19 protein-coding genes, 25 tRNA genes, 1 rRNA gene, 1 pseudogene and 1 other annotated feature are annotated in these 23,501 nt (G+C 44.4%); of the genes and pseudogenes, 1 reads left to right on the forward strand and 45 read right to left on the reverse strand.

Going from position 1 to position 23,501, the window contains the following annotated elements:
- Positions 1–512 precede the first annotated feature (512 nt).
- The 44 genes from ACYQ4S_RS06070 to ACYQ4S_RS06285 form a co-directional block, all read right to left on the reverse strand.
- Positions 513–1,094 (reverse strand): ThuA domain-containing protein, encoded by a 582-nt coding sequence (locus tag ACYQ4S_RS06070; RefSeq protein ID WP_459770042.1) that lies wholly within the window; start codon positions 1,092–1,094, stop codon positions 513–515.
- A 367-nt stretch (positions 1,095–1,461) separates the two neighbouring features.
- A tRNA-Leu gene (locus tag ACYQ4S_RS06075) sits at positions 1,462–1,545 on the reverse strand.
- Between the two features lie 19 nt (positions 1,546–1,564).
- Positions 1,565–1,635 (reverse strand) — tRNA-Cys (locus ACYQ4S_RS06080).
- Positions 1,636–1,661: 26 nt separating this feature from the next.
- Positions 1,662–1,733, reverse strand: a tRNA-Gln gene (locus ACYQ4S_RS06085).
- Between the two features lie 6 nt (positions 1,734–1,739).
- Positions 1,740–1,812, reverse strand: a tRNA-His gene (locus tag ACYQ4S_RS06090).
- Between the two features lie 58 nt (positions 1,813–1,870).
- A tRNA-Trp gene (locus ACYQ4S_RS06095) sits at positions 1,871–1,941 on the reverse strand.
- Positions 1,942–1,946: 5 nt separating this feature from the next.
- Positions 1,947–2,027 (reverse strand) — tRNA-Tyr (locus ACYQ4S_RS06100).
- 9 nt (positions 2,028–2,036) lie between these two features.
- Positions 2,037–2,109: transfer RNA gene (locus ACYQ4S_RS06105), tRNA-Phe, on the reverse strand.
- A gap of 21 nt (positions 2,110–2,130) precedes the next feature.
- Positions 2,131–2,203: transfer RNA gene (locus ACYQ4S_RS06110), tRNA-Asp, on the reverse strand.
- 93 nt (positions 2,204–2,296) lie between these two features.
- Positions 2,297–2,369, reverse strand: a tRNA-Met gene (locus tag ACYQ4S_RS06115).
- A 92-nt stretch (positions 2,370–2,461) separates the two neighbouring features.
- Positions 2,462–2,551 (reverse strand) — tRNA-Ser (locus ACYQ4S_RS06120).
- Positions 2,552–2,577: 26 nt separating this feature from the next.
- A tRNA-Glu gene (locus ACYQ4S_RS06125) sits at positions 2,578–2,649 on the reverse strand.
- A gap of 10 nt (positions 2,650–2,659) precedes the next feature.
- Positions 2,660–2,734 (reverse strand) — tRNA-Ile (locus ACYQ4S_RS06130).
- A 33-nt stretch (positions 2,735–2,767) separates the two neighbouring features.
- A tRNA-Gly gene (locus ACYQ4S_RS06135) sits at positions 2,768–2,838 on the reverse strand.
- Positions 2,839–2,843: 5 nt separating this feature from the next.
- Positions 2,844–2,916 (reverse strand) — tRNA-Asp (locus ACYQ4S_RS06140).
- A gap of 87 nt (positions 2,917–3,003) precedes the next feature.
- Positions 3,004–3,076, reverse strand: a tRNA-Met gene (locus tag ACYQ4S_RS06145).
- Between the two features lie 92 nt (positions 3,077–3,168).
- Positions 3,169–3,242: transfer RNA gene (locus ACYQ4S_RS06150), tRNA-Ile, on the reverse strand.
- A gap of 20 nt (positions 3,243–3,262) precedes the next feature.
- Positions 3,263–3,336, reverse strand: a tRNA-Met gene (locus ACYQ4S_RS06155).
- Between the two features lie 13 nt (positions 3,337–3,349).
- Positions 3,350–3,423, reverse strand: a tRNA-Pro gene (locus ACYQ4S_RS06160).
- A 10-nt stretch (positions 3,424–3,433) separates the two neighbouring features.
- Positions 3,434–3,507, reverse strand: a tRNA-Arg gene (locus tag ACYQ4S_RS06165).
- A gap of 13 nt (positions 3,508–3,520) precedes the next feature.
- A tRNA-Leu gene (locus ACYQ4S_RS06170) sits at positions 3,521–3,606 on the reverse strand.
- 34 nt (positions 3,607–3,640) lie between these two features.
- Positions 3,641–3,712: transfer RNA gene (locus ACYQ4S_RS06175), tRNA-Gly, on the reverse strand.
- 30 nt (positions 3,713–3,742) lie between these two features.
- Positions 3,743–3,815: transfer RNA gene (locus ACYQ4S_RS06180), tRNA-Thr, on the reverse strand.
- 9 nt (positions 3,816–3,824) lie between these two features.
- A tRNA-Leu gene (locus ACYQ4S_RS06185) sits at positions 3,825–3,906 on the reverse strand.
- Between the two features lie 30 nt (positions 3,907–3,936).
- Positions 3,937–4,009 (reverse strand) — tRNA-Lys (locus ACYQ4S_RS06190).
- A gap of 9 nt (positions 4,010–4,018) precedes the next feature.
- Positions 4,019–4,091 (reverse strand) — tRNA-Val (locus ACYQ4S_RS06195).
- A gap of 10 nt (positions 4,092–4,101) precedes the next feature.
- Positions 4,102–4,217, reverse strand: a 5S ribosomal RNA gene (gene rrf, locus ACYQ4S_RS06200).
- 107 nt (positions 4,218–4,324) lie between these two features.
- A complete protein-coding gene (gene msrA, locus ACYQ4S_RS06205; RefSeq protein ID WP_459770044.1) occupies positions 4,325–4,867 on the reverse strand; it encodes a peptide-methionine (S)-S-oxide reductase MsrA in 543 nt (180 codons plus the stop codon).
- Between the two features lie 206 nt (positions 4,868–5,073).
- Complete coding sequence (gene serS / locus ACYQ4S_RS06210; protein WP_459770045.1) at positions 5,074–6,348, reverse strand: serine--tRNA ligase; 1,275 nt, start codon at positions 6,346–6,348, stop codon at positions 5,074–5,076.
- A 62-nt stretch (positions 6,349–6,410) separates the two neighbouring features.
- Positions 6,411–6,634 (reverse strand) — a binding site (T-box leader).
- 58 nt (positions 6,635–6,692) lie between these two features.
- Positions 6,693–8,009 (reverse strand): serine hydrolase, encoded by a 1,317-nt coding sequence (locus ACYQ4S_RS06215; protein WP_459770047.1) that lies wholly within the window; start codon positions 8,007–8,009, stop codon positions 6,693–6,695.
- Between the two features lie 239 nt (positions 8,010–8,248).
- Complete coding sequence (locus ACYQ4S_RS06220; protein WP_346025109.1) at positions 8,249–9,385, reverse strand: sensor histidine kinase; 1,137 nt, start codon at positions 9,383–9,385, stop codon at positions 8,249–8,251.
- An 18-nt stretch (positions 9,386–9,403) separates the two neighbouring features.
- Entirely contained in the window at positions 9,404–10,087 is a 684-nt protein-coding gene (locus ACYQ4S_RS06225) for a response regulator transcription factor (RefSeq protein WP_346025108.1), read from the reverse strand.
- Between the two features lie 181 nt (positions 10,088–10,268).
- Positions 10,269–11,921 carry a M20/M25/M40 family metallo-hydrolase gene (locus tag ACYQ4S_RS06230; protein WP_459770049.1) on the reverse strand — a complete coding sequence of 551 codons (1,653 nt, stop codon included), beginning with the start codon at positions 11,919–11,921 and terminating at the stop codon, positions 10,269–10,271.
- Between the two features lie 102 nt (positions 11,922–12,023).
- Positions 12,024–12,314, reverse strand: a complete 291-nt coding sequence (locus ACYQ4S_RS06235; protein ID WP_459770050.1) for a hypothetical protein — start codon at positions 12,312–12,314, stop codon at positions 12,024–12,026.
- 126 nt (positions 12,315–12,440) lie between these two features.
- The gene (locus ACYQ4S_RS06240; protein ID WP_459770052.1) at positions 12,441–13,604 is read right to left on the reverse strand and encodes a M20 metallopeptidase family protein; all 1,164 of its coding nucleotides are present in this window, start codon (positions 13,602–13,604) and stop codon (positions 12,441–12,443) included.
- A gap of 93 nt (positions 13,605–13,697) precedes the next feature.
- Complete coding sequence (locus ACYQ4S_RS06245) at positions 13,698–14,279, reverse strand: class D sortase (protein ID WP_459770054.1); 582 nt, start codon at positions 14,277–14,279, stop codon at positions 13,698–13,700.
- An 87-nt stretch (positions 14,280–14,366) separates the two neighbouring features.
- A complete protein-coding gene (locus ACYQ4S_RS06250) occupies positions 14,367–18,617 on the reverse strand; it encodes an endo-1,4-beta-xylanase (protein ID WP_459770055.1) in 4,251 nt (1,416 codons plus the stop codon).
- Between the two features lie 302 nt (positions 18,618–18,919).
- Entirely contained in the window at positions 18,920–19,237 is a 318-nt protein-coding gene (locus tag ACYQ4S_RS06255; RefSeq protein ID WP_346025103.1) for a thioredoxin family protein, read from the reverse strand.
- A 2-nt stretch (positions 19,238–19,239) separates the two neighbouring features.
- Complete coding sequence (gene yidD / locus ACYQ4S_RS06260) at positions 19,240–19,557, reverse strand: membrane protein insertion efficiency factor YidD (RefSeq protein WP_346025102.1); 318 nt, start codon at positions 19,555–19,557, stop codon at positions 19,240–19,242.
- 130 nt (positions 19,558–19,687) lie between these two features.
- Entirely contained in the window at positions 19,688–19,912 is a 225-nt protein-coding gene (locus ACYQ4S_RS06265; protein ID WP_346025101.1) for a DUF2922 domain-containing protein, read from the reverse strand.
- A 29-nt stretch (positions 19,913–19,941) separates the two neighbouring features.
- Positions 19,942–20,145 (reverse strand): DUF1659 domain-containing protein, encoded by a 204-nt coding sequence (locus tag ACYQ4S_RS06270; protein ID WP_459770058.1) that lies wholly within the window; start codon positions 20,143–20,145, stop codon positions 19,942–19,944.
- A 155-nt stretch (positions 20,146–20,300) separates the two neighbouring features.
- The gene (locus ACYQ4S_RS06275) at positions 20,301–20,735 is read right to left on the reverse strand and encodes a VOC family protein (protein WP_346025099.1); all 435 of its coding nucleotides are present in this window, start codon (positions 20,733–20,735) and stop codon (positions 20,301–20,303) included.
- Positions 20,732–21,319: a DNA-3-methyladenine glycosylase I gene (locus tag ACYQ4S_RS06280; protein ID WP_346025098.1), complete on the reverse strand. Its 588-nt coding sequence runs from the start codon at positions 21,317–21,319 to the stop codon at positions 20,732–20,734. The genes ACYQ4S_RS06275 and ACYQ4S_RS06280 overlap by 4 nt, the downstream gene beginning before the upstream one ends.
- A 157-nt stretch (positions 21,320–21,476) precedes the next feature.
- Positions 21,477–21,890 (reverse strand): hypothetical protein, encoded by a 414-nt coding sequence (locus ACYQ4S_RS06285; RefSeq protein WP_346025097.1) that lies wholly within the window; start codon positions 21,888–21,890, stop codon positions 21,477–21,479.
- Positions 21,891–21,972: 82 nt separating this feature from the next.
- On the opposite strand from ACYQ4S_RS06285, the gene ACYQ4S_RS06290 reads away from it, so the two are divergent.
- Positions 21,973–22,791 (forward strand): MerR family transcriptional regulator, encoded by an 819-nt coding sequence (locus ACYQ4S_RS06290; RefSeq protein ID WP_346025096.1) that lies wholly within the window; start codon positions 21,973–21,975, stop codon positions 22,789–22,791.
- Between the two features lie 143 nt (positions 22,792–22,934).
- Here the strand turns inward: ACYQ4S_RS06290 and ACYQ4S_RS06295 are convergent.
- A pseudogene (locus ACYQ4S_RS06295) lies at positions 22,935–23,354 on the reverse strand (amino acid ABC transporter ATP-binding protein); the annotation flags it as partial.
- Positions 23,355–23,501: the final 147 nt, after the last annotated feature.

Genomic DNA, 23,501 nt, shown 5'->3' on the forward strand with positions numbered 1-23,501 from the left:
GGCATACCGCCAGCGTTCGTCCTGAGCCAGGATCAAACTCTCATTTTAAGTTTGACTTGCTCATTGTATTACTTGTGAGTTAACCATGTTAACTCGTTTGTTGCCTTCGACTCCAAAAGAATCGAAGGCCCCTGCACATTTGGTTGTTTCTACTTTGTTCAGTTTTCAAAGATCTATCTCGTTCAGTTTGTGTTGTCTGCATTTCAGCAGCAACCTTTATATCATATCATCGTCCTGATTCGATGTCAATGCTTTTATTTAATTTCTTTAAAAGCATTTATTTCGAATCGTCTTCTTCCTGACGACAACTTCATTACTATACATTGTTTCCAATTGCTTGTCAACAAGTATTTTATGTTTTAGTGTTACTAGCAAATATCGTTTGCAGCAACAGAATTAATAATAACAGGTATTTGAAGAATCGTCAATGATTAAATTGTATTTAACAATCATTTTTTTAACAAGATTTTTTAATAAGTGCATGGTATCGAGCTTGCGGCTTGCTCAACCTTTTATTGTATCATCTTTTTTGTAATTGCTTCTAAGTCTGTCTTTACCGGTCGACTCATTAGCCCCTCTTTATTGTGTGCTGGTATATATACGCAAACTTCACCGTACTTCACTGTCCATCCAGCAACAGACTCTTCATATTCTGAAGATGAAGTCATAGTGACTGTGACATCTCTACCGTAATTAATGAAACAATGTTCATCGGTAATACTAAATTCTTCTTTTCTATCAGTTAGACTACTTTCTTCTATATACTTGTAGTTCACACTAACAGGCTTCTCCGGATGATAATCAAAACTGCCTCCTACCATGTCAATATAAGTAGTCAACTTTTGATAGCTGACTAATCCCGAATGCCAAACTAGCCATGACCCACCTTTTTTTACATAGTCTACTATTTTATCTTCTTCGAACTCTGTCATCCATTCTTCCGGATTATATGATTCAGGATCCAAGCGGTTCTCTGAAGCTAATATTACAAGGTCTGGTCTATCTTTCAGATGTTCTGTAAGTTCTTTTCGGTCTGCATATAGGATAGTTACGTCACCCAGTTTATCCAGGACTTGTGTAAGACCCTCTTTCAATGTATCTCCATCATGATAATAGCCCCCTAGTACTGCAGCAATTTTCCTTTTACCTCCAGTTTACTATGTTTCTCTTTCCCTTTTAAGCCTCTTCTGTTACTATATTCTGTCTTTAATTTAACTGGAATAGTCTCAAGTCATCAGAATCCAATGAACTTTTCATCTCATATAGAGATACTTCTATCATAAAGTATGGTTTATCCCTCTATCTTCCCAGCATATCCATTTTAACACAAAATATTTTATACGCTTACATTATGACTCACTTAGTTTGGTTCTATGATTCTAAACTTACTCATTTTCGTTTTTTACACAAAAAAACTCACATACTCTTATGTAGAGTGTGTGAGTTAAACGTAAGACTATATACCGGCGGCCGGAGTCGAACCGGCACGCCCTAACGGGCACTGGATTTTGAGTCCAGCGTGTCTACCAATTCCACCACGCCGGCATGTTTCAATATGAAGATAAGGCGGTAACCGGATTTGAACCGGTGATGAAGGTTTTGCAGACCTCTGCCTTACCACTTGGCTATACCGCCATCCTAAAAATGATATTCAATTAAAACTGGGCTACTAGGATTCGAACCTAGGAATGACGAGACCAAAACCCGTTGCCTTACCACTTGGCTATAGCCCATTGAAGGGCGACTGATGGGGATCGAACCCACGAATGCCGAGACCACAACCCGGTGCGTTAACCACTTCGCCACAATCGCCATATTCTTAATTAAAATCATAGCATATTCAACAAATAATGTCATGATGAATTGCTGACAGGGGTAGCAGGAGTCGAACCCACATCGATGGTTTTGGAGACCATAGTTTTACCATTAAACTATACCCCTAGCGATGGAGGGAGTAGGATTTGAACCTACGAACCCGAAGGAACGGATTTACAGTCCGCCGCGTTTGGCCACTTCGCTATCCCTCCAAAATGCTATGGCGCTGGACAGAGTCGAACTGCCGACACACGGAGCTTCAATCCGTTGCTCTACCAACTGAGCTACAGCGCCATCTTTCAATATCCTGCTTTACGGTCCCGACGGGAATCGAACCCGCGATCTCCTGCGTGACAGGCAGGCGTGATAACCGCTACACTACGGGACCTTACGATTTATTCAGCCTCTATGAGGTCACACTGTGGACTGACGTCCAAGTGTATCATGTCTGTAATCGCTAAAGCTTCAACAGACATGACAATTGCGGGGGCAGGACTCGAACCTGCGACCTCCGGGTTATGAGCCCGACGAGCTGCCAACTGCTCTACCCCGCGATAATAATAGAAAATCATTGTGTTGAGACACTGCAAGCTGACGCTAGAGTGTACTATGTCTGTAATCACTAAAGCATCAACAGCCATGGTAAAGGAGGATGTGGGATTCGAACCCACGCGCGCTTTTACACGCCTGACGGTTTTCAAGACCGTTCCCTTAAGCCGGACTTGGGTAATCCTCCATTAAAGTAATACTATTTTATTACTATGACCCCTACGGGATTCGAACCCGTGTTACCGCCGTGAAAGGGCGGTGTCTTAACCGCTTGACCAAGGGGCCAGTATTAAAATGGGCCTAAGTGGACTCGAACCACCGACCTCACGCTTATCAGGCGTGCGCTCTAACCGGACTGAGCTATAGGCCCTAAACATATTAGGTATACTTTATTCAAGTATAAAGCGGGTGAGGAGAATCGAACTCCCGACATCAGCTTGGAAGGCTGGGGTTTTACCACTAAACTACACCCGCTAAAACGGTCCCGACGGGAATCGAACCCGCGATCTCCTGCGTGACAGGCAGGCGTGATAACCGCTACACTACGGGACCTTACGAAAATCTTTATATGAGACACTGCGAGCTTTCGCTCGAGTGTACCATATCTGTACGTTACTAAAGTAACTACAGATATAGCAATTGCGGGGGCAGGACTCGAACCTGCGACCTCCGGGTTATGAGCCCGACGAGCTGCCAACTGCTCTACCCCGCGATAATAGTAGAAAATCATTTAAGGATACACTATGGACTTACGTCAAAGTGTATCATGTTTGTACGTTGCTGAAGCAACTACAAACATGACAATGGACCTTGCAGGACTCGAACCTGCGACCGAACGGTTATGAGCCGTTTGCTCTAACCAACTGAGCTAAAGGTCCTCGGATCCGTTTGTTTATTATAGCGGCGGAGGGGATCGAACCCCCGACCTCACGGGTATGAACCGTACGCTCTAGCCAGCTGAGCTACACCGCCATTTTATTACTAATCGGGAAGACAGGATTCGAACCTGCGACCCCTTGGTCCCAAACCAAGTGCTCTACCAAGCTGAGCTACTTCCCGAATGTTAAAGTGCACCCTAGAGGAGTCGAACCTCTAACCGCCTGATTCGTAGTCAGGTACTCTATCCAATTGAGCTAAGGGTGCTGATCATTGTGAATACCGAGGGCCGGAGTCGAACCGGCACGGAGAAAACTCTCCGCAGGATTTTAAGTCCTGTGCGTCTACCAATTCCGCCACCCCGGCTGAAGTGTACTTTGGTTACCTGTGTCTATTCACAAGCGGAAGACGGGATTCGAACCCGCGACCCCCACCTTGGCAAGGTGATGTTCTACCACTGAACTACTTCCGCAACAAGGCAGATCAGTCTGCCCGTAAAAAATGCCGGCTAAAGGATTTGAACCCTCGACCCACTGATTACAAATCAGTTGCTCTACCAACTGAGCTAAGCCGGCGTGTTGTTATGCGGATGGAGGGACTTGAACCCCCACGCCGTGAAGCGCTAGATCCTAAATCTAGTGCGTCTGCCAATTCCGCCACATCCGCATGTAGCATATATAAGATTACTCTTATATATGAGCCGTACAGGATTCGAACCTGTGACCCACTGATTAAAAGTCAGTTGCTCTACCAACTGAGCTAACGGCTCATGGATCTATGGAGGTTAACGGGCTCGAACCGCTGACCCTCTGCTTGTAAGGCAGATGCTCTCCCAACTGAGCTAAACCTCCATTAAAAACTGCATAGCAACGTCCTGCTTTCACAAAGGGAAACCCTTCACTATCCTCGGCGCTGAGAAGCTTAACGGCTGTGTTCGAAATGGGAACAGGTGGATCCTTCTCGCTATCGCCACTATACAGTTTATTGCGTCGTGTTACCGCAGCAACTCTTATATCATACAAAGATATCGACCTAATGTCAACAACTTTTGTAAAAATAATTTGAACTTCTTTTCTCACCACTATTAATCCTCAGCAGGATCCTCGTTCCAGTGCTTAGTTAAAAAGCCTGCTCTTCCAGATCCAATGCTATAACGTTTATAGTGAGCAGACTCTTTTTTGTAAAAATCCTGATGGTATTCTTCAGCTGGATAAAAGGGTTTTGCCTCTTCGATAGTCGTAACGATCGGATCTTTGAATTTGCCACTTTCCTGCAGTTCTTTTTTTGACTGCTCAGCTGCTTCTTTCTGTTCCTGATTATTGTAAAAGATCACAGGTCTATAAGAATCTCCTCTATCCACAAACTGTCCACCTGCATCTGTGGGGTCAGTCTGTCTCCAGTATATCTCTACCAATTCTCTATAAGGCATTAATTCAGGGTCGTATGTGATTTCTACTGCTTCAGTGTGACCAGTCGTACCGGAAGTGACCATTCGATACGTCGGGTTTTCAACGTGTCCACCTGTATAGCCTGATACAACGGAATGGATACCGGGCTGCGAGTCAAAAGGCTTGACCATACACCAGAAACACCCTCCTGCAAATACTGCTTTTTCTAATTCTGCCACGCTGTTTCCTCCTGATCCTGATTCTATTCATAGTCTAAGGTCGAATATGTCTATTATGATTGTATCACACTGCCTCGTGAATCAAAGAAAAAGAGCTTGTCTTATATATGACTCAGACAAGCCTTTCTATATTTTCCTACATCAGTGACGGACAGTTATTTAGCCGAACATCGACTTGAATCTGTATACTTCAGCAGGGATACACTTTATTTGATTTCTGTGACGCCGCCCATATACGGCACCAGTACATCAGGAATTTTTATGCTGCCGTCAGCCTGCTGATAATTTTCAAGAATTGCGGCTACTGTACGTCCGACTGCTAGCCCTGATCCATTCAGCGTGTGTACATAATCGATCTTATCGTCCTCTTCACGTCTATACCTGATCATCGCCCGTCTAGCCTGGAAAGATTCTGTATTAGAGCATGAACTGATCTCCCGGTAAGTTTCCTGCGTCGGGATCCACACTTCTAGATCATATGTTTTAGCTGCCGCAAAGCCAGTATCTCCTGTAGAAAGAAGAACAACTCGATATGCAAGTCCCAGCTTCTGCAGAATCGCTTCTGCATTTGCGGTCATCTTCTCAAGCTCGTCATAAGAGTCTTCCGGCTTAGCAAATTTGACCATCTCAACCTTATTGAATTGGTGGAGTCGAATCAATCCTCGAGTATCTCTTCCTGCACTTCCCGCTTCTGAACGGAATGAAGGAGATAGAGCCGTAAAGTAGATCGGCAGATCTTTTTCATCAAGAATCTCGTTCTGATAATAGTTAGTCAACGGGACTTCTGCCGTTGGAATAAGCGTCAGCGGATGTCCGTCGATCTGGAAAACATCTTCTTTGAATTTAGGAAACTGACCTGTACCATACAGAGCATCATCATTTGCAAGATAAGGCGGAATGACTTCTTCATATCCGTGTTCAGTCACATGCAGGTCGATCATGAAGTTATAAAGAGCACGCTCCAGTCTGGCACCGAGTCCTTTGTAATACAGGAATCGGCTTCGGGCAACTTTTGCACCTCTTTCAAAATCTAGAATTTTCAGGTCAGCACCTAAATCCCAGTGGGCTTTCGGTTCGAAGTCGAATTCAGGCAGATCTCCCCACTTGCGTATTTCTTCGTTTGATTCTTCATCTTCACCGATAGGCAGAGACGGGTGAGGCAAGTTCGGCAGTCCTGAAGCAATGGTCTGTGTCTTTTCTTCTAACTCATCCAGTTCAGCATCAATAGCTTTGATGTCTGCTCCGACCTGCTTCATAGCCGCAATAGCCTCGTCCGCATTTTCCCTGTTGCTTTTTTTCTGTGCAATCTGATTAGATACATCGTTTCGTTCTTTCTTCAGTTTTTCAGATTTCTGAATCAGTTCTCTGCGACGTTCGTCCAGCTCTTTCAGTTCGTCGAGTTCAGACGGGTTCACTCCTCGTGTCTGCAGACGTTCTTTTACTGCATCAAAATCATTTCGGATCAGCTTGATATCGATCATACCGTTTTCCTTCTTTCTTTTTTTATTATCAGATACAAAAAAGCAGTTCTTCTATCCCTGTTATCAGGGACGAAAGAACTGCTTTTCGCGGTACCACCCAGCTTCAAAAAGACCGGTGTCTTTTTGCACTCTGCCAGGATAACGGTCTGTACCGAAATAACTTCAGCCTATGCTTCGCTATTTTATAAATGACGATGGATTCAGGGACAGTCAGGATCAGTTTCCACCACCCACTGACTCTCTAGACCTGCTGCTGCCCTTACTGATTCGTCTTCTTTCTGTTCATTAAGTTGTGCTTCTATTCTACATCAACAGCAGTTATAAAATCAACTCCCATTACACGATTAGAAGCGGTCTCTCACTCCGCTGAAGAAATCTCTCAACCAAGTTGAAAAGACAGTGAAGAAACCTGCCCGCTCGACAGATTCAGCAGCAGCCACGTTAACCGTCTGCTGGGCTTCTCCATTCAGGAATTCCAGATCATCTGTATTGTCGATAACCAGTTGTCCTAGACTTTCTCCCACTGATACAGGCGCTTCGACTTCACCCTTTTCATTGACTACATCGTCATTGGGTACGAAAGTATAAGAGTAGTCTTCCAGATCAGTCCCTTCAGGAAGATAGAAGCCGATAGACTCCGTCGTTACGAGGGAAATGTCTTCTTCCACTCCGTTACGTACAGTTAGATTGTGTTCGTCATCCAGGTTCATTTCTGATTCAATGATTGTTACGTATTCAAACTCACCGAAGCCGTAATCGAACAGTTTAGACGTTTCTTCGAAGCGCTGACCACGGTTCGTAAATCCGTCTCCCGCACCCATAACTACAGATACAAGTCGACGTCCTTCTGCTTCCGCTGTCCCTGTAAATGTCGCTCCGGCAAAACTGGTCGTTCCGGTCTTCAGCCCGTCCACGTCCATGCGTTCATGAGCCAGGCCTTCCAGCATCCAGTTCCAGTTCAGCATATTGATGGCATCAGATGTGCCTTCTCTGAACGTCATACTTGGGATACTTGATGTTTCCAGAACTTCCGGATAATCAGCAATCAGACGCTGTGCAATAGTAGCGATGCCTTTAGCTGACATCACATTTTCAGCATCTTCATCACTTCCCGGGTAATGGTTGCCTTCAAGAAACGAATTGTTCAACCCAGTTGTGTTATACAGCTGATACTCTTCAATTCCCCATGATTCAATCAGTTCTCTTGCACGGTCAACAAATGCCACTTCAGATCCTTCAATTTCTTCTGCCAGTGCAATAGTTGCGCCATTTGCAGAATAGATTGCCAGGGCTTCATACAGTTCCTGAACGGTATAGACTCCGTTCTGATGAAGCGGGACATTGGATAATGCATAATTCTGACTGATCGCGTGTGCGTAATCACTGATTGTGACTTCGTCGTCCCAGTTCAGGTTTCCTGCTTCAATTTCTTCAAATAGAATATATTCCACCAGCATTTTAGTCATGGACGCAATTCCGCGCTGGTCTTCCGCATTCTGGTCAAACAGGATCTGTGAAGTTTCAAAGTCGATCAGCAGTGCAGATTCCGCTTCAACAGACAGGTCATTTTCTTCAGCACTTGCAGCGTAAGTTCCGAAAACGGGCATAGCTAATGCAGCAATAAAAGAGGTTTTTAACAGTTTTTTCCGATCGATCATCATTTAAATAACTCCTAATTCATATAGTTTGTTTTTGTCTTACTCGAAGTCTTACAGGCATTTTTATTCAACATGTTTCATGGTACTCTTTCACTCTAAAAAAAACAACCGTATTTCAAGATAATTAATATTTTAGACATTCAATTGAAATCGAACCGTTAGAAAACCCGTCATCATTCTATTTCGCCTTTTGTGTTACTGGACCGGGCTCTTCGAACATAGAAAAGAACGGCACGTCACACTCACCGTTCATCTTGTCCATTAGTATTAAGGGGAAGAACAACCGTAAAGACTGTCCACCCTTCTTTAACTTCTGCTGTAATTTTCCCTTTATGAAGTTCAACAATACTTTGAGCTATCGCAAGTCCAAGACCCGTTCCCGCTGTTTCCTGCGACCGGGAAACTTCGGCCCGGTAGAACCGTTCAAACAGCTGCTCGATAGCTTCTTCCGGAAGGGTTTCGCCATTGTTGCTCACTGTGACCTCTACGTTATTCTCTGATTGAACCGCATTGATGCAGATAAGTGTGCCTCCCTTTCCGTATTTCAACGCATTGGAGAGAAGGTTATGGAATACCCTGACTATTTTTTCCGTATCTCCTCGCATCATGATCGGGGTGTCCGGTGTACGAGTCCTTATCTCCCTGCCTTTCTTTAAAGCTTCCAGTTCAAAGTCGATGGCCATCTGTTCGATCAGCTGCCCCATATCAAACGTAATGTACTCCAGAGGGGTAGTCGTCTGACGTACAGTCGTGTATTCAAACAGATCGTCAACGAGAGCTTTCATCTGCTTTGCTTTTTTGTAGGCAGTATGGACATAGTCAGTAGCCTGACTGGCTGAAGTGAACCGCCGTTCCTCGATCAATCCCAGATAGCCGATAATGGAAGTCAGTGGTGTGCGGATGTCATGACTCACATTCGTTATGAGTTCATCCTTACTCTGCTCGATCCGTCGTTCTTCTTCCATTGCTTCTACGGTCGAATCGACAAGCACATGAATGCTCTCCACGACTTTACCGATATCCCCGCTGTATTTTCCTCTGATGCGATGTGTATAATTGCCTTGTGCAATATAGTGCAGTTCTTTGATAATATGCTGCAGTTCGTACTGGTGATATCGCCTCTTCAGGCGCCAGTATATCGCCACACCAGCAACAATGATAAGGAAGATGAAGACAAGAGGCGTCAGTCCCCACAGTTCCTGATTTCTGATATCAGCGAGCATGTTCCCAAAAATCCAGAAATCTCCAAAGACTTCGGGGAACGAGGTAACCAGCCAGTTGAGTATTTCAAAGACGGCGAAATAGCAAAGAAAGATAATCCCGGCTGTCACGACTGCTTCAAATGCCAATCGCAGTCGTTCTTTATTTGTTAACTGCATCCTGCCTGACCTCCGTTATCAATTCTCTATTTTATACCCTACGCCCCAGACGGTCTTGACAACTTTCTCTCCGCCAGTGGCTTTCTCAATCTTGTCTCGCAGATGACTCACGTGGACCATGACTGTCTTAGCAGGAACGAGACTTTCCTGCTTCCATACTTTTTCAAAAATCTCATCCGCGTTAAACACCCTGTTTGGATTAGTTGCCAGTAGATAGAGGATACCAAACTCCAACGCAGTCAGTTGTACCGGAACCCCATCAACAGTCTCGACCTGGTGATGATCTTTTCTAATGACCAGCGGGCCGATCTCCAATTCGTCCGCATCCGTATCCTTCGTTCCATAGCCGCTCCGTCTCATCAGTGACTTGACTCTGGCAAGCACCTCCAACGGATTGAACGGTTTGACGACATAATCATCTGCACCGTTTGTCAGGCCACGAATTTTATCTATGTCAGCTGTCTTGGCACTTAACATCAATATGGGTAGAGACGAGTCTTTCCTTATTTCCTTGACCACTTCCAAGCCGCTTTTCTTTGGCATCATGACATCCAGGATAAGGCAGTCGATGTCCAGGTGCTCCACTTTGTTCAACACGTCCTGACCATCATAAGCCTTTTCAACCTCAAAGCCTTCATTTTTTATATATATCTCTAGCAAGTCACAGATTTCTTTGTCATCATCAGCAACCAATATACGCATTGACCCCACCCTCTCATCAAGTTCCTCTTTATTTTATCATGTATTGTCCGTGCAACTCATAAAGATTTGTTTAAGGATATAGAAGAGCTTCACTTGCCTTTCAGCCTCATAGAAACTTAGCAGACAACCTTTTCCACACTCACTAAAAAAGCAGAGATTTCTCCCTGCTTTTCTATCTGTTTCAGCGCAGCAATGCGTCAATTGTTTTAGACACAAGTGTCGGCGCAACTTCAAAACTGTACGTTTTCTCAAGACGTTCTGTAAACTTGTGCGAGTCCTTACCGAACGGTCCGATGTCGACTACCGGAAGTCCCAGACTCTGCATCGCATCAAGAGGCAGCTTATACTTCGTACCGAAACCGGGCATGTTTTCCTTCAGTGCATCTATTTCTCCCTTATTCTCTGGAGCAGAAGCATAACTCAGGTCCGAGATATATGGGAAGAACTTCTTATATACAAGTGTATAGTCGGATTCCGTTGTGGTCACCGCTTCCGCTACAGCATCCAGGAGATTCTTTTCTTTGTCTGTATCACCTTTGACGTAGATATGGGGATAGTAAGGCGGCGTAAAGTAGACAATGATGACCGGTTCCTGATTCTTCCACATGGTCTGAAGCAGTTCGACTTCCTTCAAAGCGTATTCCCTTTCATCTACCGTATCGTCGATCAGCCATTTTTCTTTCTCGCGGTCCAGAGCCTCAACTGCTTCCTGTCCCTGATCAGTGACTACCTGTTTTTTCAGTTCATTGTACGTCATGACTTTAGGCGCATAGGTGTACGGTTCAAACGCCCTGCCAGTCAGATCACAGTACCGCTCGTACTGCGTGTTCAGGTCATTTATCACTGACTTAAATGCTTCTTCGGCCACTTCCTTCATTTTTTGAAGAACCACATCCGGCGTCTGGCTATGTGTGGCGAAATTATAAAAGGCGTGAGCCGCTTTTGCCGTCTGAACAGAATACTCCGGTTTGAGGTCCTGCTGCTTAAGACTCATCGGCGGCAAGGTACTTTCTCCTTCAACTGTATCTGACAGATCAGTATTTAAGTTGATGCGTCGAGTCAGTTCCGCGACAAGCTGGTTCGGATCCAGTCCCTTGAATGCTTCACCGACATGCGTCTCCTTTCCAACGACATAAAAGGACGGCATAAGCTTCCCGACTGTTCCAATATACACATATTTATTTTCATCACCGGGATACTCGGAAGTCATGTAATCTGTGTTGATCAGTCCAGTCAGATTCAAGTTGTTCTCATCTCTCAGGCGGACGATTTCAGGTACACATGAACGCATACCGGCTGAATTGGCTTCCTCGTCACACACCGCCGCAAACAGGATATTGCCGGAAAAATCATCCAGTCTGCTTTCGATTTCTTCCATTAGAGTCATAATGATCGCATCACCTGTTTTCATATCAAAAAGGCCGCGCCCGAACAGGTAGTCTCCTGACTCCAGATCTTCACGCGCATCTCTTGGCAGAAGCTCCTTACGTTCATGCAGGAGCTCGGTCAGCTCATAAGGCATGTGTGCAAAATTCTTCAGATCGCCATAATCAGAAATACCCACTGTATCTGTATGACCGATCAGGACGACTGTTTTATTATTCTCCAGATCTTTCTTTCCTCTGAGGAGAGCAATCACACTCTTCCTTTCCCATTTGTCATGCGGAACCGGAACAAAAAAGAGATCTTCCGGGTTATCCTGAAAATAATCCATCTGCTGGAAAAACAAGTGGACTTTCTCGGTCACTAACTGCTCCTCGATCGTTTCTGTCACACTGCGCTGTCTTGTTAGGTCTACTGCTATTTCTTCAATTCGTTGAGCTCTGCTTGACATTTAACTGCCTCCAATATATTAAATCTTTCTCTCTGGTATTTTCCTAAGTATAGTCCCGAACGAGTCTAATCGCAATCCACTCCGCTGAATGTTTTGTGTCAGTTAATTCTCTTCCAGATGATAAACATAATCTGTAGTCTTATACACCTGATTTTTCTCTATCCTGTTACGTTCCTCTTTTCCAACAGCCTCTTTTTCCCGGGAAAGCTGTTTTCCTCCTGTCGTCTCTTCAATGATTTCAATGGCGTCCTGAGCAACCGTGATTTTGAAGAGTTTCCCTTCTTCGAGTGCTGCCTTCGGTTTTTTCAGTCCAAGTGTCAGCGTGCTCAGAACTATATCTTTTATGGAAAAACGCGTCACTCTATAGGCTGAATAAGTTTTTTCTTCTGTCATGTTATATCTCCTCTTTAACCAAAAAAACTGTTAGACACGGTAACAAAGTGAGTATCATTTTTGACTGATCAAACCCGAAAGAAGAGCCCAATTCATGATGAATTGAGCTGCCTCCTTGTCTATCAATTAGTTTTTAGTCATGTTCATAGCAACAGCCACCATCATGCCTACTCCGGTACTGAAAGAATCTTCATCAATCCCGAATTTTGGATGATGATGCGGATATTCCATATCTTTCTCAGCATTCCCTGCTCCTATAAAGGCATAGGTACTGGGGACTAAATCAGAAAAGGCTGAAAAGTCCTCTCCACCCATTGCAAGAGGGAATTCAAAGACCGCATCTCCGAAATGCTCTGTGGCGATAGCTCTGACCTGATTTGTTTTTTCATCATCATTCACAACTGAGCTGTACCCTTTAGAATAAGTATACTCATAGCCGGCTCCGTAGACGTCGCACACATTCTTCACGACTGCTTCGATTCGTTCTTCAACCATTTCTCTCGTTTCAGGAGTGATCGAGCGGACGCTTCCACCTAAAACCGCAGTATCCGGAATTATATTTTTGGCTGATCCAGCATGGAAATTTGTCGTTGAGATGACCAGCGAGTCCAATGGTGATGTCACTCGTGAAACCAGAGCCTGAAGCTGACTGATAATCTGTGCACCGATCAGGACAGGATCCACCGAGTTTTCCGGCTGGGATGCATGTCCACCTTTTCCTTTGATCAGAATATCAAACTGGTCCGAGTTCGCCGTTACCGGCCCATTCAACAGACCGATCTGTCCTGTTGGAATTGGTGTAAACAGATGCTGGCCATAAATAAAGTTCAGATCATCAAACAGACCCGTTCTTACCATATCGACCGCTCCCCCGGGCGGCGTTTCTTCAGCATGCTGGAAAATCAAGTAGACTTCTCCATGCAGGTCATCGATCTGGTCGACCAGTACCTTAGCCGCGCCTAAAAGGATCGATGCATGTCCATCATGTCCACACGCATGCATAATATCTTTGTTTTCAGACACAAAGTCGATATCCGTACGCTCTTCGTCTATAGGCAGCGCATCGATATCGGCACGCAAACCGATTTTCTTACCAGGCTTAGCCCCTTTTATGATTCCCAATACACTTGTTGCAGTCGGACGTGTCACCTCTATCTGACCGATTGACTGAAGTGCTTCTTCAATATAAGCACTTGTCCAGTACTCTTCAAATGAAAGTTCCGGATGTTTGTGCATCGTCCGCCTCCAGTTCAATACATCTGCCATAACTTTATCGACTTGTTCGTTCATCATACTCATCCCCAAAATTGTATTTCTCCTACTATATCATACATTCGCCCAGGTCGCTTTTCGTTACAAAAATCATTCCTTACTTTGTCCAGTCTATTCACTGACCGGATAAGCGTAGAACACGAAGCGCTCAGGCGCACTCCCCAGATAATTGAACGGGTAGCAGGTTGATACGACCAGAACTTCCTCTCCCATCTCCCCAACGACAGAGGTATCGTCCGCATCGACGATTTCTGTGTCTCTTATTACGTATGTGTAGTCGCCATAAGGCATTTCTACTATAAATTCGTCACCAATTTCGAGCTCTGCAAAATTGCGGAAGACGGTATCACGATGGCCGGACAGAACGATTTGTTCGCCTTGTCCAGGAAATGCAGTACTAGACATATGACCCACACCTAAATCCAGCGCATCCGGATCAGTTCCTTCAACTATTCCGATGCTCCGGTCAATCTTAGGGACGTGAAGGATCCCGATGGCTTCATGGGTCTGGGCTGAAAAAGACTCGGCCGGATTCTCGTCATCCGGATCGACTTTTTCACGCATAGTCTGTACCGCCTGTTCAGCTTCCGCCAAGGTAACCGACTGCATCTGATTCTGCTGATAAAGCGAGTAGCCAAACCACATCATTAAAGCCACCCCTACTGCTATCAATCCATTTGCCAGCCATTTCATGATACCCCTCCTCGTTATGTAAAAACAGGGAAAAGCGAAGAGAGTCGTTTCCTCTTCGCTTTCCTATTAAATTATGCTTATTATACCTTATTTTTTCTTGCAAAGAAAGTGCATACCTAAACCAGAGGCCATTCCAGCCAGTCCGATCAGTCCAATCGTCCAAACCGCAGTAGCTGTCTGAGGCAGACGCTCTCCTCTTTCTTCATCATCTGAATCGACATCTGTATCCGTATCCCCTAAGTCAGATGGATCTGCCGGGTCTGCTGGATCCGCTGGGTCAGTCGGATCTGTTGGGTCCGTTGGATCAGTCGGATCTGTCGGATCTGCTGGATCTGTTGGGTCCGCTGGATCAGTCGGATCTGTTGGGTCCGTTGGATCAGTCGGATCTGTCGGATCTGTCGGATCTGTCTGATCTGCTGGATCTGTTGGGTCCGCTGGATCTGTCGGATCTGTCGGATCTGTTGGGTCCGCTGGGTCAGTCGGATCTGCTGGATCTGTTGGGTCAGTCGGATCTGTCGGATCTGTCGGATCTGTTGGGTCCGCTGGGTCAGTCGGATCTACTGGATCTTCTGAATCCTCATCCTCCACAGCAACAAACACGCCGTAGATAGAGAATCCTGGAACGATAACTGAAATCGTATTGTCTGTTACCTCTCCACCGACATTTTCCCAGATACTCTCTTCTTCATTGTAATAATAGATATTGACGTCTTCATCTACAAAATCATTATCAGTACCTAAAGTCAGTACGAAATCACCTTCGTAGTCTTCTTCTCCTTCAGGTAGAATCAGTTCAACATCGATAATGTCTCCTGCAGCTGTCAACAGTTGTCCTTCTTCATTTACAAGTTCAGGTACAGTTTCTCCATCAAGGATATTGACAATGATCGACGTTCCTAATGGAAGATCACTAGGCATGCTGATTGAAATTAATTGTCCATCAACAATAATGGTCTGTCCTGGTAAAACCTCTACCTCTTCACCTGCAGTGATTACTACTGCATCATCTTCGTGATCTACATCTTCCATATCATTCACCAGAGTAAGGTTCCCGAAAACTGATGGATCCTGGAAGCCCTGACCTGTCAGGTCATTCCAAGCAGCAGCTGCCTGACGTGCACCATCTACTCCATCATTGATCTGCATATCAAACCCAAGCGTGTGTCCTGCTTGTGGGGTGATGTATTTCCAAGGAATAGCCATTTCTACAACATAACCAGAACCAAGTACTCGAGCAGCTGAATCGAATCCGTCACTGTATGCACTCGGGTTGAATGTTGCAAAGTTTTCGTAGTTAACACGGTACTGACCGACACCATCAATATAGCTCAGTGTTGGTTCACCTGTCTCGTTGATAAATGCTTCTACAGAATCCTGTTCCCAAGGGTCTTCTGCCGAAACATCCAGATTACCATCTGCAACTTGGAATAAAATATACAAGTTGTTCTCATCCCATAGCGCACGTCCAGTCCCTCTTGCCCCCTGCCATGCTGTCTGGAATCTTGAGATGTTCATTACAGGTGCATCATTCCAGATGTCATCGATTTCTGCATTAACAACAGGAGTACCATATACGGCATAACTGCTGTTAGCTTCAATTTCAGCCTCTTCATAATTTTCAAGGAAACCATCTGGATCAACTACTGCATAATAAGCAGGTTTGGCTTGAAGACGCCCGTCAAACAATAACGGGAACCGTTCAGAACGCCAGCTGCTCGCATCATTCAATCCCCAGAATGTGACACGGTTGATTGAATCAGAATGTTCTCTGAAAATCTGGAATAGACGAGCATATACATAGCCTTGACGATTCCATTCAGCTTCAACATATTCATTTTCTGTTAATGTCGTCACGTCCAACTCAGTAATACCGATCTCGATATCAAGCTGTTCGAAACGTTCGATAGATTGTTTGACAAGATCAGGGTTAAGGTTGATGCTATAGTGCCCCTGCATACCGACTCCACTGATCAGCTTACGCTCTTCTTCAGGGTTTTCGGCAGCCCATCTGTCATTAATATCTCTAATCATGTAATACATGGTGCGCGCTTTACCTTGAATATGATCGTTATAATCATTGTAGTAAAGCACCATTTCTGGCATTCCGAGTTCGTCAGCTACTTGTCGGGCATAGCTGAAAGCTTCATATATATAGTCTGGTCCTAATGCACGTAACCAACCAGTATCTCTTAACTGAGATTCCCAGTTTTCAGGATTGCCCCAGTCGCCTGCAAGCGCCTCATTTACTACATCCCAACTATACACACTATCTCCAAAATTAGTCATAACTTCTCTAATGTGTCGCTGCATGTTCGCACGCGCTTCTGCTTCCGGTAAAGGAGAACCGCTAGCATCACTATGCAACCATTCCGGAGACTGCTGATGCCATACTAGGACGTGCCCATGAAGAAGGAATCCTTCCTCTGAGATACGTTCTACCAGACGGTTCTGGTCAGCGAAGTCAAATTCACGGGCTGAGTTATAAGCATAATCAGGCTTCATAGCATTTTCCGTAGTAACTAAATTATGGTGATGGTCTAGGAGCGTCAGACGATCCCCTTCCAATTCAGCCATATTTATAGCATTACCGATCAGGAATTCATCTGCATAAACATCTTTAATCGGCGCAAGATCAAGCTGAACGTCTGCAGGTTCAGAATCAAGTTCAACGAAATTGATGTCATCGATATAGAAGTCAGCAAGGCTTCCTCCGCCGGTTTCAACATATATAGTGACGTAACCACCGCCAAGAGAAGAATAACGGTAGGTTCCTTGAAGGTGTACCCAGCCATCATCAGCACTCATCGTGGTTGAAGCAACCGTATTATAACTAGCTACATCCCCCTGATTCACTTGGGTTGATAGTCTGAACGTTGTAGAGGCTTCTGCATCTGTTTTCACACGGGCAGAAATCTGATACTCTTGACCAAGATTGATGTAGTCCTCGACACGAAGGGCAGGACCATTCCAATCTTGTGTACGTCCAGTTGTCAGCAAACTATACTGTCCGCCTTCTGTATAATTATCTGCATCCGTTACAGTCACTGTTTCGTTATCGCCTCTAGCTGTAAATCCATTTAATTCGCCATTCTCAAAGTCAATAAAAGTGAACACTTCAGCCGCTGGAGCATCTGGATCCGGTACTTCATCTTCCAACGGTGTCTGATTTTCATCCCATTCAACTACAATTTCAGTAATGTAGAATGGTACAGCAGCACCAGCTTCATTAGACTGAGCTCTAAAACGAGTGTAGTCTGGATTATTAAATATAAATGTATCTTCCAGCACAAATTCTTCTCCTGCTACAAAAGCGGTTTGCGCTAATAATGGATAATCCTCTTCGGGAACCTGAAGCCACGCTTCTGCTCCTGATGGAACAGCGACTTCTGAATCGACATAGCCACGAATGGTTACATTATATTCATATCCGTATTCCATACCCATTTCTGCAAAACTGAAGTCAACGCCATTCCAGTTAGCTTCACGGTTACCTACGTACAGTGCGCCCTGACCATCATTAAAACCAGCTTGATGCTGGAATGTCGGACCTGCACTGGTAGCTGCCTGAGTATTTTCTGTGAAATCATTTGAGAAGAGAATAGATAATTCAGATGCCGGGCTGTTTTCATCAGACGCCTCCTCGTCTCCTTCATCTTCTACAGGATCTTCAACATCGTTTCCGTCATCTTCAACTGGATCTTCCGGTGACGTCGGATCGTCTGCATCGTCATCTACAGTATCTTCATCATCTGCTGGAGTGTCAGTTGTGATCAATACGTTAGCGACCGCAAACTCCATGCCAATTCCAGCTTCATTTGTTTTAATACGAAAAGCTTCATCGTTTTCTCCGAACGCAGTATAACTTGCTTCTAGTTCAAAAATGCCTGTTTCAGCAGTCGGATTGGTCAACCAAGTATATCCGTTAACCGTTTCAATATTCACTGAAGTGTCTTCGGGAATCTCTTCCCCCTCAGCAATATATCCTGAAACTTGGATCGAATATTTCAGTCCTTCTTCCAGACCGATTTCATCAAAGGAGATATCGATTCCATCGTAATCATTAACTCTATTAGTCACCCAAACGCCTGATTCAACTTCTCCATTAATCTCAAAGTCATTAAACCATTCGAGCACGGCATCTCCACTTGAGACAAGTGCCTGGTCGGCATCTGGATTTTCTGAAAAATCATTCTCATAGACGACGACTTGTTCTGGTTCGCTGGTTGGTTCATTATCTGTTTCCTGTGCCAAAGCCGTTGTTGCTGTAGCAAAGACGGGTGCGACCAGCAGCGCACTCATCATTCCATTTGCTAATTTAAATTTAGTGCTGTTCTCCATACGTGTCCTCCTTATTTGTTCTGACTATTCGACTGTACGCTCATTATTTATGTAATGAGACAACTAACGAAACAATAGTGATTCCTAAGAATCGTCAGACCTTCTCACCGCCTTCTCCTTAATATCTCAGCGATTATACACTAAACGCTTACAATAATAATACTTTTACTAGAAACCGTTTACAATAGTTAATTTGTTTAAACAACAAATTAACATGAAACTCATACTAAAGTCGCTTTTTTGTAATATTATTGCAATATAAGTGAGATTTTTGCTACTGTTTGTTTAAAAAAGCCGCAGCACTAGGCTACGACTTCTCTTATCCATTTATTAACGGCACTTTGCGTGTGCACGCCGCTTAAACGGTTTGTGTATTTGCCTTTATAAAAAAGGAGAACGGTAGGCGTCGACTGGATAGTAAAGGCTTCAGCCCAGTCCGGGTTGTCTATGGTTTTAACTTCCGCAATAATAATAGATTCGTCAGATGCCTCTCTGACCTGTTCCAAGCTATGAGCCATTGCCTGACAGGTCCCGCAGAAATCACTAGTGAACTGGACAAGGACAATTGGAGCTGACTTAATCGTCTCGTAAAAATTTTCTTCATTTAATGTGATCGGCATAGTCAGTCCATCTTCTGTTTCTGTTTAGTCAGGTCACTTTTCTTTACGGTAATTCCTGATCCAAGATACGTTTCATTTTCGCTGTCGGGATTTCTTCTGACTGTAAAATGTTCGGGCACTTTATCCACTCCGCCTTTTACAAATGGGTTACATCTGAGAATACGCGCCATTCCCATAACGGACCCTTTAGCGGCTCCATGTTTTTCAAGTGCCTGAACGGTATAGTGTGAACACGTCGGGTAATAGCGGCAGCTTGGCTGAAATAGCGGGGATATGACTTTCTGATAGGTTCTAACCAATGCGAGCAGCAGTTTTTTCATGTGTATGCTCTCCTTTTATCTTTCTACTCTGGTAGTATAGCAAAAACACTTACTTTTTAAAAGTCCAATTATTTATTCCAATATAAAAAAAGCTACCCTGACCAGTTCAGCCAGGGTAGTGAGAATGTAATTATTCTGCTTCCAGAATGTCTTCTACTGTTCGGGTCACATAACGTGCCCCTTTGATTTTAGTATAGAGCGGATCACCTTTGACGGTGAACATGTCTTGTGCAATGATCTGTTCCATTGCTGTCTGAACGTCTTCCTTAGTCAGACCTGTTCTCGGCTGATCTAAGGCGATAACTCGGTTTTTACCTTCTCCTGTTTCAAAACGCAATTCTAGTTTCATACTCATGGGTGTGCCTCCTGTTTTGTTTTAGTTGATTATAGTGAGTAGCGGTATTCTTCTATGACAAGTGTATGTGAAACAGGCAGATCCGTTACTGAATCAAGAGCCTGAGTGAATGCTGTGACTTGTTCTTCAGATAGAGACTGATGAGCGCCAGCAAAACTTCTGCGGACGAGCTTTTCGTTCTCAACATCTTCCAGAAAAATATCTACTTTACTTGCTGACCATATTTTATTCATTATTGTTTCCTCCTTAGTTGATTGTGTAAGGTGATCACTGCTTACACTAGTAATAACGAAAGAAGAATCAGAAGTGTTACCTTGAAAATAAAAAATCTCAAGTCAGCTGATAGGCCGGCTCAAGATTTTTATATCCTTACATGTTCTGGTGATTTCTAGTCGATGACAAGCATATTCTGATCGTCGAACTCCCATGTGTCAGCATAAGCTAGTTCCCAGTAGTAGCCGTCAGGGTCAGAAAAGTATCCGCTGTATCCTCCCCATGATACAATTCGAGGCATTTTCACAATTGCTCCTCCGGCAGCCTCTACCTTACTCATCACTTCATCTACTGCTTCTTTTGATTTCATGTTGCAGGCGAGTGTAATCCCTCTGAACTGACCACCAATTGATTTTGGCGGATTTTCTTCATTAATATCTTTAGCCAGCTCATCTATCGGGTAGAGTTCCAGCTTGCTTCCTTCATTATTGAAGAAAACGATCGCCGGCTCTTCGGCTGTCTCAGGCGTGCTGAATCCAATATCTTTATAAAATGCAAGGGACTTTCTCAAATCTTTGACTCCTAGGCAAATCAAATTGATACGATTCATCTGAATTCTCCTTTTTCGATTAACTGCTTCACTTCCTGGTAACAGAAACACCCGGTCAGATGGTCATTGACCAGGCCAGCTGACTGCATATAGGCATAGCAGATGGTCGGACCCACAAAACCGAATCCATCCTTCTTCATCTGTCGGCTCATCCTACGGCTTTCTTCTGTCTGCGCTGGCACCTCACTAAGGTCAGTCCAGTGATTGATGATCGGCTGATGGTCCACAAAATTCCAGATATAGGAAGAAAAAGAGCCATATTGTTCAACGACAGCCTGATACGCTTTTGCATTTTTCACGACACTTCTTATTTTCAGCCTGTTCCGGATGATTCCTTCGTTCTGAATCAGCTCCTCGATTTTTTCATCTGAATAGTCGGCAATGGTGGATGGATCGAACTGGTCGAAGGCTTCTCTATACTGCATGCGTCGTTTCAGAATCGTCAGCCAGCTCAACCCGGCCTGAGCCCCTTCCAAGCAGAGCAGCTCAAATAACTCCCTGTCATCTTTCATAGGCCGTCCCCACTCATAATCATGGTAGTCGAGGTAGACCTGATCTTCAGTCACCCAGCCACATCTCTCCATGCTTACTCCCCCCGTCAGTCTTATAATGATACTTTTTTTACTCTTCTGTCTTCTTCGTTATTATAACGTAAACGCGAACAGCTATGGGACTCAAAATCTCCGTTCCAGTCTGATTTTATTCAACGAACTGGAATCTGTATGATCATTTTTTATCTATTCAATCGTTGAACTGACAAGAGGTGTCTTCCTGATCTTTTAGTTCAAAATACGAAAAAACCCCAATGAACATCAGGTAGATAATCAGCGTCAGTATATACGCAATGAATGTAAACAATCTGAACCCTGTACCGATCATGACCACTTCGACAAGCATCGTCAGGATCAGAGGAATCGTTATTTTTGCTACATCCGCTTTGAATCCATTTTTAATTTCTTCCCAGCTCCGGTCCTCTTCTTCATCCTGATCACCAAAATAATAGTCCGATGCAGCCTCTCCAATTTCCCAGGCACCATACGCCAACAGAATATAGGCAAACAAGCCGTCATCATTAATGTGTAAGAAGAGAGAGACGACACCTGCTACAAATAAAACTGTACCGGTTACTGCCGTCTTCATTGTCTCTCTATTCATAAAATCCTTCTCCTTTTCAAAACTTGATTCATTATATATACTAAAGTATAGAGTTACTCTATAGTCAAGGGGGAAATTTTATATGGTCAAACAATCCGCTTACATCACTACTGGGCGTTTTGCCAGATTAGTGGGTGTGTCTAAGCATACACTCTTCTTTTATGATGAAAAAGGCTTGTTCAAACCAGCCTATGTTAAAGAAAATGGCTACCGGTATTACTCACTGAAGCAAGTTGAAACCTTCTCAGTCATTTCCGCTCTCAAAGAAATCGGCGTCCCGCTTAATAACATTAGGGCTTTCCTTGACAACCGATCGCCCGAACGTTTTTCACAGCTGCTTTCAAAAGAAGCAAATGCTCTGCAGAAAAAAATTGCTCGGCTGAATCGTCTGGAACAAGCTATGAGAGAAAAGAAACGTGTTACAGACGAAACCCTCGCCAGTTTGTCTTCCGGGTTCCAAATTGAATCGTTCTCTGCCCGGCATATGCTGACTACCAGGATCGACAACGTTCTGGATACGCGTTCCTATTACCAAGCTTATACAACACATTATGCCTCTTTAGATAAGAAGACCGCTCAGACCACTTTTCTGGAAGGGCTAATCGTTCCCGTCGAGGAAGTCAGCCAGGAATCAGAAAACTACAGCGGATTTTTATATACCGAAGTCTCAGATCAGTCTTTGTGTAACTTCATTTTACCTGGGGGACAGTACCTGACCGGATACTTCAAGGGAGGCGATGACGATGTACTCAAGGGTTATGCCTCGATGCTGGTCCATGCAGAAAAGGAACAGCTCATAGTTGGCTCTCACTTCGTGGAAGACCTTGCACTCGACGAACTGTCTTTCAAAAAATATGACGATTACGTTTATAAATTGTCTCTTCTATTGAAAGAGTCCTAAGCTGACAGCCTTGAAAGTCGGATGCTGATCGCCCTCTCAACTGACTCATTTAATCAAAAAACGCCAGCACCCTCACGATAATGCGAGGAGCTGGCGTATTGATTATAGACTGAAGAGTTTTGAGTTAGCCTGTTCGGTTTTTCTTATTCAGGTGATGACTGAGTATTCATGAAACGTTCCAGGAATTCTTTCAGGCGAGGTGCCTGTGGGTTGTACAGAATTTCTGACGGCGGGCCATCTTCGATGATTTTCCCTCCATCAAAGAACGCGATACGGTCAGCCACTTCTTTGGCAAAGTCCATCTCATGGGTAATCAGAAGCATGGAAGTATCCCCCTGGTCGGCAATGTCCTTGATGACATCAAGCACTTCACCGACAAGTTCAGGATCCAGCGCAGAAGTAGGCTCATCAAAGATCAGCACTTTAGGGTCCATGACCAATGCACGGGCAATTGCCACACGCTGCTTCTGCCCACCGGAAAGCTGAGCAGGGTAGGTATCTGACTTATCCAGCAGTCCCACTTTATCAAGCATCTCCTCTGCAGCTTTTTTTGCTTCCTTTTTATCTCTCCCCTGTACAGTCAGTTACTGTCAAATTTTTTTGTTCTTAAAGGTCTATAACCGTTGTTCTATCAAGGAAAAGACAAAAAACACTTGCCCCTCCCTCATTTATCGGTAAAATAGTAGGTATCCGACTACCAAACTATCCCC

This window comes from Alkalibacterium sp. s-m-28, from assembly GCF_054658175.1.

Coding starts and splice junctions, on each gene's coding strand:
- ACYQ4S_RS06285 (WP_346025097.1), bottom strand. CDS start 21,890: ATGAATAGAGAGACAATGAAGACGGCAGTAACCGGTACAGTTTTATTT.
- ACYQ4S_RS06225 (WP_346025108.1), bottom strand. CDS start 10,087: ATGCGTATATTGGTTGCTGATGATGACAAAGAAATCTGTGACTTGCTA.
- ACYQ4S_RS06235 (WP_459770050.1), bottom strand. CDS start 12,314: ATGACAGAAGAAAAAACTTATTCAGCCTATAGAGTGACGCGTTTTTCC.
- serS (WP_459770045.1), bottom strand. CDS start 6,348: ATGATCGATATCAAGCTGATCCGAAATGATTTTGATGCAGTAAAAGAA.
- ACYQ4S_RS06270 (WP_459770058.1), bottom strand. CDS start 20,145: ATGAATAAAATATGGTCAGCAAGTAAAGTAGATATTTTTCTGGAAGAT.
- ACYQ4S_RS06290 (WP_346025096.1), top strand. CDS start 21,973: ATGGTCAAACAATCCGCTTACATCACTACTGGGCGTTTTGCCAGATTA.
- ACYQ4S_RS06250 (WP_459770055.1), bottom strand. CDS start 18,617: ATGGAGAACAGCACTAAATTTAAATTAGCAAATGGAATGATGAGTGCG.
- ACYQ4S_RS06215 (WP_459770047.1), bottom strand. CDS start 8,009: ATGATGATCGATCGGAAAAAACTGTTAAAAACCTCTTTTATTGCTGCA.
- ACYQ4S_RS06275 (WP_346025099.1), bottom strand. CDS start 20,735: ATGAATCGTATCAATTTGATTTGCCTAGGAGTCAAAGATTTGAGAAAG.
- ACYQ4S_RS06240 (WP_459770052.1), bottom strand. CDS start 13,604: ATGAACGAACAAGTCGATAAAGTTATGGCAGATGTATTGAACTGGAGG.
- ACYQ4S_RS06280 (WP_346025098.1), bottom strand. CDS start 21,319: ATGGAGAGATGTGGCTGGGTGACTGAAGATCAGGTCTACCTCGACTAC.
- yidD (WP_346025102.1), bottom strand. CDS start 19,557: ATGAAAAAACTGCTGCTCGCATTGGTTAGAACCTATCAGAAAGTCATA.
- ACYQ4S_RS06265 (WP_346025101.1), bottom strand. CDS start 19,912: ATGAGTATGAAACTAGAATTGCGTTTTGAAACAGGAGAAGGTAAAAAC.
- ACYQ4S_RS06230 (WP_459770049.1), bottom strand. CDS start 11,921: ATGTCAAGCAGAGCTCAACGAATTGAAGAAATAGCAGTAGACCTAACA.
- ACYQ4S_RS06245 (WP_459770054.1), bottom strand. CDS start 14,279: ATGAAATGGCTGGCAAATGGATTGATAGCAGTAGGGGTGGCTTTAATG.
- ACYQ4S_RS06255 (WP_346025103.1), bottom strand. CDS start 19,237: ATGCCGATCACATTAAATGAAGAAAATTTTTACGAGACGATTAAGTCA.
- ACYQ4S_RS06220 (WP_346025109.1), bottom strand. CDS start 9,385: ATGCAGTTAACAAATAAAGAACGACTGCGATTGGCATTTGAAGCAGTC.